This is a genomic window from Brevibacillus reuszeri (assembly GCF_002897295.1).
GTDB lineage: Bacteria > Bacillota > Bacilli > Brevibacillales > Brevibacillaceae > Brevibacillus > Brevibacillus reuszeri_A.
Map to the genome: position 1 here is coordinate 92,446 of NZ_BEXF01000003.1, position 11,929 is coordinate 104,374.

Genomic DNA, 11,929 nt, shown 5'->3' on the forward strand with positions numbered 1-11,929 from the left:
CAACGATATTTCAATCTACCGTATGCCCAAGACGCGGGCTAGGTTCTGATGACACATGCCTAGAAGGGAAATTTGGGCACAAGCTGGATGTCCTAACAAAAAAGAAAAAAGTGTGCCCCGGATTTAGCCGAATCACACATTCCTCCATTTCGTTATTCAAGTGATTATCACGAGTACGCTCTCTTACTCAGCTGCAGGGCATCCTGCAAATCGGTAATTTCCTTTTGCAGCTTGGTAAATCCTCTGATCTGAGGCACATGCTTCATCGGGATTACTGCTTTTTGCTCAGCGGACTTGGCCATCGTCTCAAAAACCAGGAGCAGCTGCGAAAGCGTTTGGTCAGAGAGGATGGGACAATTCGATGATTTTAGGCATGATTCAAGCAAGTAGCCTACCTGTACGATTGAGAAAACGACAGGCCAGATCATATCTAAGGCAACTTTATTGCTCGGAATTTCGCCAATTGCTGTTTCGTAAACAAGCTTTAGGTTCGTGATGTTCGTCTGCATTTTCCTTCTCTCACTCGATTCGATTACATCCACGCCATTTCTATGCTCCGAGAACAGAGTAAACAAGTATTGCTGCTGACTGCGTATCGTTTTCGCAATCAAATGCGGGAGTAAGCTCGAAGCCTTTCTCCGTCCAATCAAAGAGGTGCCAATCAATCCGATCCCACTCCCAATGACTACATCAATCACTCTGGCTGTAGCAAAGAAGGCTAGGTCGTGAATCTGACTTGTGCTTTCAGCAAGTAGAAGTGCATTTGGCGTGATAAAGAAGGCAGCGATCCCATAGTTGACGACAATCGAAAGCTCTGTCAACGCAGTCAGGAAGAAGACGATAAGTGCGATCACCAGCCCTTCTGGCCGTACGGAAAGAATAATGCTTGCGACCATAATTCCTACGATCGTCCCAAAAGAACGCTGTAGCGCACGATGAAAGGTCGAAATAATCGTCGAGCCCGACATGACTGCTGCGCAGGACAACGTGATCCAGTAGGAGCGGTTGAATTCGAAGGAGTAGGCCACAAAGGCTGAAATCATCAGCACGACACCAAATCGTACGGAGGTCAAGAAGACGATCGAGTTTTTATCAAAAGCGCCACCGAAAATACTGGCAAGCGATTGTCTGGGGAGCGAGATTTCCCGATTCGTTTGGCCCGGCGGCATATCAATCATAGCGCTTGCCTCATTTAGTTTATCAATCAACGTTTGGACAACCCTATTTTCTTCATGAGAGTGAAGCAAAGCAACGTCCATCTCTTTGCGCTTTTTCGTCAATGAATCGGAAATCGCCCTTACATGATCAGCGAGTTCAGAAGGGAGCGCCGTTTGACATCCTTCAAAATGCTCCAGAAGATAAACAAAAATCGCATTCGCTTGGTCGTTTAACAAAAGCAAACGTTTATAATGCTCCCGGCTGTCCCACGGCACTTTTCCTGCCAGCAGGGTCTCTTCTGCAGTACGTAAGGTCAATACAAGCTTTTGCCTGACTTCCATCCAGTTGTCTGTACCCGTTGCCTGAATCAGTGCTGCTAGTTCCTTATAAACCTTTTGCACCGCGACAGCTTCAGGTCCATGCGGATTCGTAATCCAGCCTGCCATGCCCATTACCCACGCGAATGCTCCTCCTAAAAAAACAAGCCCTGCACGCAGGGGAGCAAGCGAAGGATCGAGTGGCATTCCTGTAGCCATCGTGAAGCCAAGTATGAAAAAGATCGCTGCAGGTCCCTTGATTTGCAGCGCGCCAAATACAAACGTCGCTACGGAACCGATAATCCCTACCATAATGGCTGATGCGAGTGGATGGGCGGCAAGAAGTGTTCCCAAGCCGACTGAGAGTGTCATTGCAGCTGCAACAAAAAACAGCCTTTTAGCCCTTTGCACGTACGGAATGTGAAAAACGTACAAGTAAGTAAAGCTCCCGATCCCTGATAACAAGCCATAGGATAGATTCCCGAAGATGACGCCAATGACGATCGGAAGACCCGCACATATGCCCGCATTGATAGCTCTTGTCCACGGAAGCGGATTGCGATTCATTTGAAAAGCTTGAGTAAACATCGAAAGCATCGCAGAAAATATCGACTCAGGGGACTTCATTACGGCGTCTTCCTCCCCGTTTTAAGCTGATAATCGGTACCCGTATACCCATTCACAGACAAAATGAATATGCCTATCATTACTCATTGCTTCTTGTTCTATTCGTTCGATTGCTTCTCCCAAAAATGAAAAAAGCAGTCATCGAAATGACCACTTTTTATCGCTAGAGCAACTGATTGATCACATTCAATTGCGGGATGGCATTCAGGATAGCTTCGTTTCCTTGCTTCGCCTCTTCAGCTATTTCTAGCGCCAAAAGAAACCAGCATGCTACGGCGGCTACCGAACATGCTGGTTACATAGTCTTGTTACACGCTATTCACGGACATGCTGGAATAAATTCCACGCAAATAAAATGATCCCTACCCCCAATCCTAACGAGCCGATGATCGTTCCCACGACGAAGGATTCCATTTGTGTAAAAAGCATGAGGAACAAACAGCCCTGCATAATTGGCAGACAAAGGTTGTGCAACCAAAAATGCCATTTTGCAAGTCCAGTCTTTGCCGCTTGCGGATAAGCTCGATAAATAAGGCCAATAATCGCAAGCGAGACCCAGCCCACTAAATTGAGATGTGCATGAACCGAAGCGTAGGCAAATGCTTTCGTAATACCCATTACAATCCCCAGAATAATCGCAATGACAAAATATACGGCGGCAATTCGTAAACAACGTGCTGCCACTTTCTCTCACCTCCCTTCGCCCTTCACTTTATGACTATTTTCCTACAGCTCATGTGAGTACTAAAAAACGGACTGTCTGCTCGACAATCCGTTTACATAATAATATTTTGGTTAACAATACTGGGGTTTTTGACTCGATCAAAAGCAAACAAATCTGCGTCAGAGTGGCTGCCTTTGGTGATGAGATCGGCAACAATCTGGGCGCCTATTGTTGCATAGACAGTTCCATTCCCCCCATAGCCAAGGCAAAACAGGCAGTTCGGATAACCCTCCTGCTCCCCAAACAACGGTAACCCGTCATGCGTGCCGCAAAAGGTCGCTGACCAATAATACTCTGCTCGTAGCGACAGCTGAGGAAACAGCGCCTGAATTTTTGCCAGCAGTTGATCGCGTTTGTTGAATACGGCGGCATCCCTTTTTCGGAGGTCCCTCTCTGTATCGTCGAGACCACCCGCTATGACTCTACCGTCCTGACTCGTGCGTATGTAGAGATAAGGGCGAGCCGTCTCCCAGATTAAGCAAGCCTTTGGCCAACCCAGAAACGCCTTCACTGGATTCGTAACAATCGCATGTGAGCTGGACATCATCGCATTGGAATTGCGTCTCATCGACTGTGTTTCGTATCCGGAAGCAAAAACGGCTTTTTTGCAGCGAATCCGGTGTCCTGCCTTTGTGATGAGCACGAGATCACCTGCGTCCATTTTGGTCACTGCCACTTCCGTATGCTCAAAGACCCGCATCCCTTTTTTAACAGCATCGGCTATGGTTCCATGTGTGAGCTTGTACGGGTTGAGCTGAGCATCGCCTGTCGCATAGATTGCCCCTGGCTTAGAAAACGAGAAACGCTGCTCAACCTCTGCCTGTGTCAAGTACGTAACCGGAAATCCAGCCCTCATCAAGCTCTCGTATTCTACACGCAAATCCTTAACATCCTCTGCCTTGCTAGCAAAATACAAGCTGTCACGTCGTACAAATTCAGGAAAATCGTCGAGCTCGCGTGAGATGTTTTCGAGGCGGTCAAGAGCCTGCCAGCACAGCTCATAAAATCGTCGACCTTTTTTCTCTCCAAAAGAATTTATGCACGAGGTGAGCGATTTGTCGTTGGCAAACTGAAGCAAGCCGGTATTGGCACTACTGCTCCCTTTTGCAATTTTTCGTTTTTCGAGCAAAACCACATCGACATCCTGCTTCAATAAAAAATGAGAACAAAGTGCACCTGCCTCCCCACCCCCAACAATGGCGACATCGCATGTGATATCTTCGGTTAATGGTGCGTATCGGTGCGGGTTTGGCAATGTTTCTGGCCAATACAGCTTTCCTGTCACCAGGTTCATGGACATGTCCCCTCATCACTGATTCCCAATTAGGGTATCCAATGAAATGTTGTCCATCCACGCTATATCCACGGGTGTTTGATTTGCGCTATGATGAAGAAGGAGGAGTGATGAATCTTGATTATGGTTTATGTAAAGCGACCACACGAAGACGCATATAAAACGGAAATTGCCGATACAGACGCTTTAACCGAGCTGGTGGATGGAGATTTTGAAGTGGCTGCGGATGACAAGCTGACTGGGATTTCCTTGATCGTAAACGAAGACGCACGGGGTGTACTCGCAAATAATTTCCCTATCACCTCGGAGGGCTACCTAGACTGGGTGTACGGTCCTTGTGTCTTCGTAAAAGCAGATGGGCTTTCGCTAACCGATAAAGATATTCAGCTGATTGATCAGTTTTTGGCTGCAAAAGTGTAGCCGCCAAAAAGAAAAAGACCCTCACCACCACGTAGCGTGCCGCATTGGCCGCTAAACATGATGGAAGGGTCTTTCTTCCCTTTTTTGGGGGAAGGGTTAGCCTTTTATTCCGCTGCTTCCGAAACCGCCAGAGCCGCGTTCTGTTTCATCCAGCTCATCCACTACTTCAAATCGTGCTACCGGTACAATTCCGATGACACCTTGGGCGATACGATCGCCTTTTTTGATCAAGTAGCTGTGTGCATCTACCTCTTGCTCGACAGCTACTTCCTTTTCACTCGCATCCAGGCACACATGGCCTTTTTGCTCAGAAGGAAAACGAATATTGTCAATCAATACGCATACTTCTCCACGATAACCGGCATCAACCGTACCAGGCGCATTGGACAAACGCAGCTTTGTTTTCGCACCGATTCCCGACCGCGGACGAACTTGCAGTTCAAAGCCTTCTGGCAGCGCAAACGCCAGCCCTGTCGGAATTTTCGCTGATTGTCCAGGCGCGATCAATGTATCCTCTACTGCGACAAGATCAAATCCTGCATCCATGGCACGCGCGTATTTTGGGATCACAGCATCATCATGCAGTTTTTTAATTTTCACCTGTGCTACCAGGCGTTCATTGGTCATTTTCATCTGAAGTCTCTCCCCTATCTAGCCTTTCATCCTCACCTAGTGTACAAGAACGCCTCTTCCTCATCAAGGTAATGATAAGACCCAATCCTATTGGCAATCACTCATTTTCATAAAAAGCTCACAATTCCCTTTCCTTTTCAGCGCTTTCTACGAAAAAATATGCTATAATCACCGTTGCATCTAAATTTAATATAGGATAAAGAAAGGGTGGATTGTACATTGCAAGTACAAAAACCATATCGCATTTTGTTATTTTACAAGTATACTCCTTTGGAGAATTATGAGGAGTATGCAGAGCAGCACTTGAAGTATTGCAAAGATAACGGATTGCTAGGTCGGATCATCGTTGCTCCAGAAGGGATTAACGGAACGGTATCCGGAACCATCGAACAAACAGAAGCCTATATGGACTATGTTCGCAGCGACTCTCGGTTTGCGGACATGTGGTTTAAAATAGATGAGTCGGAGGAGCATGCTTTTAAAAAGATGTTTGTCCGCGCAAAGCAAGAGCTGGTTACCTGGCGCTTGGAAAATGATGTTGACCCGAATGAAAAAACGGGCACGTATCTGAATCCAAAAGAATTCTACGAAATGATGCAGGAAGAGGATGTTGTCATTCTCGATGGACGCAACTACTACGAATACGATTTGGGCCATTTCCGCGGCGCAATTCGCCCAGAAGTAGATTCTTCCCGTGAATTCCCTGAGTGGATTCGTGAAAACATGAGCCAGTTTAAAGACAAAAAAGTCCTCACCTACTGCACTGGCGGCATTCGCTGCGAAAAGCTGACGGGTGTTTTGATGGACCAAGGCTTCGAGAACGTTTACCAGCTGCATGGCGGTATCGTGACTTATGGAAAAGATCCGGAAGTACAAGGTCGTCTCTGGGACGGAAAATGCTACGTATTTGATGAGCGTATCTCGGTGCCAATCAATCACACAGAGGAAGACGTTGTGATCGGTCGCTGCCACTATTGCGGCAAAGTGGAAGACCGCTACCTCAATTGCGCGAACCCGTTCTGCAACAAACAGCATTTTTGCTGCCCGGAATGTGAACAAACTTATAAGCGTTCCTGCTCGGACGAATGCCGTGAGCATCCTCGCAACCGTTTCGTAGAGGCTGAAAAGAAAGCAAAGCTTGCAGCAGCAGGAGCTAAAGCATAATAACAAGGTCAAAGAGCTGACTTCCCATACGGAGGCCAGCTCTTTTTTGAAATTCTTTCTCTCGACAACCACGCTCGTACTGTCTGATTACATCTATGTATATTTTTGGTAAACTAAAAAGGATCAAAACCATATGACAAAGGTGGAGTCCGATGGTACCCAATCATGAATCAACCATACTCGAATGGCAAGAGGCAATGGATGCGAATACGACGACCTCCCGCGAGCTGACTCTCGCCTTTCTCAAGCGAATTACAGCCCATGATAAGCAAGGTCTAACTATTAATGCGATCTGTGAGATTAATCCAGATGCCCTCGCAATAGCAGAAGCGCTCGACCGGGAACGGATCATATCAGGCAGTCGAGGTCCGCTTCATGGAATTCCTATCCTGCTCAAGGACAACATCGCTACAGGTGATAGTATGCATACGAGTGCAGGAGCATTGGCACTTGCCGATTCTTATGCTTCTGCGGACTCATTTGTAGCTGCTCGTTTGCGTGAAGCTGGTGCCGTCCTTCTGGGCAAAACGAACCTGACCGAATGGGCAAATTTTATATCTGATCACATGCCAAACGGATATAGCTCACGCGGTGGACAAGTTCAAAACCCGTATGGTCCGGGAATCTTTGATGTTGGCGGCTCCAGCTCAGGCTCTGCTGCTGCCGTGGCAGCCGGCTTTGCGGTGGCGGCAATCGGGACAGAAACATCCGGTTCGATTCTCTATCCGTCTGTTCAAAACTCATTGGTTGGCATCAAGCCTACCGTTGGCTTAATCAGTCGTAGTGGGATCATCCCGATCTCCCATACGCAGGATACGGCTGGCCCGATGACCCGTACCGTGTCTGACGCTGCAATCGTGCTCGGCACTCTCACAGGAGTAGACGTAAGCGATCCCGTCACAGGAAAAAGCGAAGGTCTTGGTTACACCGATTATCGCTCTTTTCTCGATCGCGATGGACTTCGAGCTGCACGTATTGGAGTCATTCGCTCCCATTTTCAAGCTGAATGTGATGCCGATGAGATCCAATTGTTCGAAGCAGCGATTGCCCAGTTAAAAGAAGCTGGTGCCATCCTCATCGATTCCGTCACGATTCCTTCTGAGAATGCTGCATGGGGTCGTAGTGTCCTTTTGCATGAATTCAAATCTGGGGTGAATGCTTATCTCAGGACCTTGCCTGCCTCCTACCCCATCCGAACACTTAAAGACGTAATCGACTTTAACCGCGCTCACGAGGAACAAGCGCTACGTTACGGTCAAAGCTTGCTGGAAAGTTCGGAGCAAACAAGCGGTACGTTGACGGAACCAGAATATTTGCAGGACTTGTTGTTCAATTTGGAAATGTCACAGGCCGGTGGCATAGATGCTGTAGTGAAAGAGCATTCGCTGGATGCCCTGCTGTTCCCGGGTTGTACGGGTGACGAAATTGCCGCGCGGGCAGGCTACCCATCCATTGCCATTCCAGCAGGTTATACCGGTACAGGCAAGCCGTTTGGCATCATGTTTACTGGACTTGCCTTCCAAGAGCATGTCTTGATTCGCCTGGCTTATGCCTATGAGCAGGCGAGCCAATTGAGGGTTGCTCCTAATTTGACCTCCTAACTTGTTTCCTAATCAATAAAAAAACGAACTCAAAAAAGGCCATCCCCCAAAGGATGGCCTTAAAACTTGTTATCAACATTGCTTCACTTCAGTAATCGCGTGCTGCATCGAACCAGCGTTGAGCCATCTCCTCCGCTATAGCCTGGCCGATTAGGTGGTCAGACTGACTTAGTTGCCATACGGCTTCACCAAGATCTTCTCGTTCAATGGTTTCGATGCCTTTGAGGTTATTGAAACGTACCGTGAAGGCGGTAATGGCTGCCTCCGCGTCAGCAAGACTGCGGGCTTGAGCCAAGGCTGCTTGTGCAGCGTCATAGGCTTCATTAGCCAGTTTGGCCAGACGTTTCGGCCACGACGAAAAGGGGCGGCCAAACTCTTTCGTCCACCACTCTGGCTTCCGTAATTGGCTCACTGAAGCGTAGCTCGTCCATGGTCGAGTGTTAGCTCGCGATTTCATTTGCTGCCTCAATCGCTTGCCCGTAATCTCCTCCACATTATAGGCGATAAATCTATCTAGCAACGGCCACACAGCTAATGACGGCAAGTCACTCAGATCAGGCATGAAGCGTAGCTCCAAATTCGTTAGCTGGGTCTGACGAGCTAGTAGTTCCAGATCGCAAAAATTCCCCCACAAACTCAGCGATGTAATATTTTGAAATCTCGTTAGACACTCCAATGAGATAGGCTGCGCCAGCGGTTCGTTTTGAAGGGTCAGGTTCGTGACCTGGTGCAGCTCGCCAAGATCCGGTAGCAAGAAGGGATTATCATTCTTGCGCCGGCTGGTGCGCGGCTTCAGTGTCAAAGAGGATGGCATGTCGCCATCGACAGAAAAGCGCTCTAGATCGCCATCTACACTCAGACGAAAATATTCAGAGACCTGCGATTTTGGGAGTTTCAAATGTAAACGACTTTCAAGCTTGTCCAAACTGATAGACAAGCCATACAATTTGGACTGGCTGGCGTCCACGACAATGTCCTCAGGGAGAATCGGAACCCATGACATTTCTTCAATGGGGCGTTCCTTGGCCCAATCAAAGAAACCAGTATCGCTCCCTTTGTAGTACAGAAATCGTGGCCAGGGAGATCCAGCCGGTGTTGCAAAGGAATCGAATACGTTCCAATTGATAGGTGTATACGGATCGACATGCAAGTCTACTTTAGTGTCCGATTGTGACGGCCCAATGGAGAGACTGCCTACGCCAGGCTTAATAACAAGTGTATGGCTGTGAGGACCAGTCAGATCGATAGGATAACGACCATCTTCACGAATAGAACCAGCTTGTGTATGATGTGGCATTTCCTTCATCCTTCCTTCTTAACTCCTGCCTTCTTCTCTATGTATCAACACCACTCAATACCTTGGTGCTTACTTAAAATATACCATATAAAGCCAGGCTTGTAGTTGCTTGAGGAATTTAGCCATAACCAAACAAAAAACGCATGCCTCATTGCTGGGGCCATGCGTTTTTTAATTCGTCCTTACATCGTTTTCTCTTGCTGCTCTGCTTTTCCTAGACGGTCCTGGAATACCTGCCCTAATTGACCGATGTCGACTTCCCACTTATCATCCTTATAGTAAACTGTGGCTTTCGTTTCCCCTTTTTTCCCTACGATTCGAATACTTGATGTTCTCACCTCATATGTGCCATCTGGCTGAAATGTAACATCCGCATCTTTCAGCTCGCTGTTGAGCACAGGGGTAATCGTTTTATCAACCACTTCTTGTGTAGCCACAACTGCTTGACGCCCCATTTGGATGACTTCATCAGGAGTGAATTGAAAAAAAAGCACCAGCACAACCCCGATGATTGCTGCGAGTGAAATAATCCGAATCAAGCTGCGAACGACCCATTGCGCAAGCAAAATTACCACTATGATACAAACTACAACCGGCCAGTAGTCTTTTACGAGTTGAAGAACTTGCTCCATCCTCACCACTCCTTCACCATTTCAGTCTCGCCAAGAAAGGGCAGTGCCTAATCATAGCAAAAGCGAAAAGGGATTGTTCCGTAAATCAGGTTTCGGATATGTGAGAGTACTCCGATCTGATTCCGCAAAAAAAACCGCTGCAATAGTGCGGGCGGCCCCTCCTGGAAAAACTTTCACGCTTCCCTATTTTACATCATTCGACATCGCTGTGTAAAATCCTGCCCTTAAGAGAAAGGGGATGTACAGTACCCAACATTCTCACGCCAACCTTTTTCAGCTGATCAGATATGCAGCTACACTTTGGAAAAAGCGACATTGGACATTCTGCCGGTCGAGAACAGACAACCGGTCACTTCACCGTCGGAACCTCTCGTGAAGGCAATGTTTATGCAGAACAGATTTTGTCCGACGTTTGCAATGAACTGATCGGGAGCGATCTGTATCATCAGATGCTTGCCATTTCTGTGGTGGGAGACATAAAGCTCCCCACCCTCTGTCAGCACCTCGTAGCTTGTCTTCACCTCTGTGCTCACATACTTGCCTGTATATCGTGAGCATTCTTCCATGTTGCCTGAGCCATGCTCCCTTTTCTCCATCTTGAAGAATCGGGGGCCGAAGCGCATGCCTGCACTTTTTCCAAGGAAAAGGTCGGAATCAAATGTGGATAGTCGGTAGCGATTTCCATCCAGATGAGTAAGCGGCGAGGCACCATATTCTCCCTGCATGTACAGTTGATCGCCCTGCTTCGTGACCTCCACGATAAACGCACTTTCTCCACGCGTAAAGTACAGACCCTCAGCGTCTCCTTCGTCAAATTCCGCACGATAAAACTCTGGTACTTCTTCAGCCACAGCCTGACTTGTCTCTACGCCCAGCACGATATCAACAATTTTATTTACGGCACTCCCCAGCGAAACAGTTTCTGTATTGCTGAAAATAATGATATCGAGGTCCTCTTCTGTAAAGCGTACAGCAGTGCTTCTGAAAGCGGCATCCGCGCCGTCATGCATGAAGAATGGACGACCGTTGTACATCTGCGGATCGTTGACGAGAATTCCCCCTGCATAATGACTTGTGCTTCCATTCAGAAGTGTCGGGCAAGACAGCATGAGAGAGAGCGTTTCTTTGTTACAAATGACCGGCGTCTTCAGATTTTCCATCCACTTCATAAAATCTGTTGTTGTCGTATTCAGTGAAGTTGCCCCATACGTCCCGTAGTTGAGCACAGCATGCACATACTCACTACCGACCACTTTATATGATTCAGCGCGATTCGGAATCATCTGCCAGTAGCGATCCTTGAAGCAGGTTTGCGACATGCCTAGCGGTGCAAAAATCCTCTCGCTAGCCAACTCATTCAAGCTTTTTCCAGAAACCCTTTCCGCGATTTCTGCGAGCAGCGTAAAATTGGCGTTGCTGTACATATAACGGGAAAGCGGCGGAAAATTCAGTTCAGTTTGCGAGGCAATGACATCCTTGGCGTCTTGCTGTGTGATGGTATCATCGATTCTGACTCCTTGTAGCATCAAAAGCTCCCATTGATCCCGGACGCCGCTTACATTGTTCATCAGATTGCGAATAGACACCGGCTCGGTAAAAGCAACGAGATCCGCGATATACCCTCTGATGTCATCATCAATGTCGAGCAGCTTGTCTTCATGCAGGAGAAGGACGCACATGACAGTTACTTGTTTAGAAACTGACGCAACGTGAAAAACCGTCTCGCCTGTGATTGGCAGCTTGTGCTCCAGACTCGCATAGCCAAAGCACTTGTCGTATATAATTTCTCCGTCCTTGCGCACCAAAACCTGCCCACCAGGACATACCCCATCCTGCCAACGAGAAAAAATAGAATCGATTTTTGCAGCCATCATCGCATTCATGCCAAGCACACCCTTTCCTCTCCACGTCTTTTTCCTAACTCTACCAATTCTGATTGAATCTTTCAATAAAAGCCACAATATCAATTGGACGGCGTTTTCCAGTTCATCCATATGTACGTTCCCTGTATAGCCAAAGAAAAAACACCATCGACCTGGGTGGCCGATGGCGTTCTCGCACT

At 47.7% G+C, this 11,929-nt stretch carries 10 protein-coding genes; 3 read left to right on the forward strand and 7 right to left on the reverse strand.

Annotated features, from left to right (window positions below; genetic code table 11):
• Positions 1-167: 167 nt before the first annotated feature.
• From C3B52_RS05925 to C3B52_RS05935, 3 genes are all read right to left on the reverse strand, one after another.
• Positions 168-2,102 (reverse strand): FUSC family protein, encoded by a 1,935-nt coding sequence (locus tag C3B52_RS05925; protein ID WP_103105161.1) that lies wholly within the window; start codon positions 2,100-2,102, stop codon positions 168-170.
• Positions 2,103-2,417: 315 nt separating this feature from the next.
• Complete coding sequence (locus tag C3B52_RS05930; RefSeq protein WP_103105162.1) at positions 2,418-2,786, reverse strand: cytochrome-c oxidase; 369 nt, start codon at positions 2,784-2,786, stop codon at positions 2,418-2,420.
• 92 nt (positions 2,787-2,878) lie between these two features.
• Positions 2,879-4,120: an NAD(P)/FAD-dependent oxidoreductase gene (locus tag C3B52_RS05935; RefSeq protein WP_103105163.1), complete on the reverse strand. Its 1,242-nt coding sequence runs from the start codon at positions 4,118-4,120 to the stop codon at positions 2,879-2,881.
• A 123-nt stretch (positions 4,121-4,243) separates the two neighbouring features.
• Here C3B52_RS05935 and C3B52_RS05940 point away from each other — a divergent pair, with 123 nt between their 5' ends.
• Positions 4,244-4,540 (forward strand): DUF3846 domain-containing protein, encoded by a 297-nt coding sequence (locus tag C3B52_RS05940; protein ID WP_235615626.1) that lies wholly within the window; start codon positions 4,244-4,246, stop codon positions 4,538-4,540.
• A gap of 96 nt (positions 4,541-4,636) precedes the next feature.
• On the opposite strand, the gene dut is transcribed toward C3B52_RS05940, so the two are convergent.
• Positions 4,637-5,173, reverse strand: a complete 537-nt coding sequence (gene dut, locus C3B52_RS05945; protein WP_103105165.1) for a dUTP diphosphatase — start codon at positions 5,171-5,173, stop codon at positions 4,637-4,639.
• Between the two features lie 219 nt (positions 5,174-5,392).
• Here dut and trhO point away from each other — a divergent pair, with 219 nt between their 5' ends.
• Complete coding sequence (gene trhO, locus C3B52_RS05950) at positions 5,393-6,337, forward strand: oxygen-dependent tRNA uridine(34) hydroxylase TrhO (protein ID WP_103105166.1); 945 nt, start codon at positions 5,393-5,395, stop codon at positions 6,335-6,337.
• 152 nt (positions 6,338-6,489) lie between these two features.
• Positions 6,490-7,938 (forward strand): amidase family protein, encoded by a 1,449-nt coding sequence (locus C3B52_RS05955; RefSeq protein ID WP_103105167.1) that lies wholly within the window; start codon positions 6,490-6,492, stop codon positions 7,936-7,938.
• Positions 7,939-8,026: 88 nt separating this feature from the next.
• Here the strand turns inward: C3B52_RS05955 and C3B52_RS05960 are convergent, their stop codons facing one another.
• The 3 genes from C3B52_RS05960 to C3B52_RS05970 form a co-directional block, all read right to left on the reverse strand.
• Complete coding sequence (locus C3B52_RS05960) at positions 8,027-9,244, reverse strand: hypothetical protein (RefSeq protein ID WP_373419713.1); 1,218 nt, start codon at positions 9,242-9,244, stop codon at positions 8,027-8,029.
• Positions 9,245-9,417: 173 nt separating this feature from the next.
• Complete coding sequence (locus tag C3B52_RS05965; protein ID WP_103105168.1) at positions 9,418-9,867, reverse strand: hypothetical protein; 450 nt, start codon at positions 9,865-9,867, stop codon at positions 9,418-9,420.
• A gap of 293 nt (positions 9,868-10,160) precedes the next feature.
• Positions 10,161-11,750, reverse strand: coding sequence for a serine hydrolase domain-containing protein (locus C3B52_RS05970; protein ID WP_164684712.1), 1,590 nt, complete (start codon positions 11,748-11,750; stop codon positions 10,161-10,163).
• Positions 11,751-11,929 lie beyond the last annotated feature (179 nt).

Coding starts and splice junctions, on each gene's coding strand:
- C3B52_RS05925 (WP_103105161.1), bottom strand. CDS start 2,102: ATGAAGTCCCCTGAGTCGATATTTTCTGCGATGCTTTCGATGTTTACT.
- dut (WP_103105165.1), bottom strand. CDS start 5,173: ATGAAAATGACCAATGAACGCCTGGTAGCACAGGTGAAAATTAAAAAA.
- C3B52_RS05970 (WP_164684712.1), bottom strand. CDS start 11,750: ATGAATGCGATGATGGCTGCAAAAATCGATTCTATTTTTTCTCGTTGG.
- C3B52_RS05940 (WP_235615626.1), top strand. CDS start 4,244: ATGGTTTATGTAAAGCGACCACACGAAGACGCATATAAAACGGAAATT.
- C3B52_RS05960 (WP_373419713.1), bottom strand. CDS start 9,244: ATGAAGGAAATGCCACATCATACACAAGCTGGTTCTATTCGTGAAGAT.
- C3B52_RS05965 (WP_103105168.1), bottom strand. CDS start 9,867: ATGGAGCAAGTTCTTCAACTCGTAAAAGACTACTGGCCGGTTGTAGTT.
- C3B52_RS05955 (WP_103105167.1), top strand. CDS start 6,490: ATGGTACCCAATCATGAATCAACCATACTCGAATGGCAAGAGGCAATG.
- C3B52_RS05935 (WP_103105163.1), bottom strand. CDS start 4,120: ATGAACCTGGTGACAGGAAAGCTGTATTGGCCAGAAACATTGCCAAAC.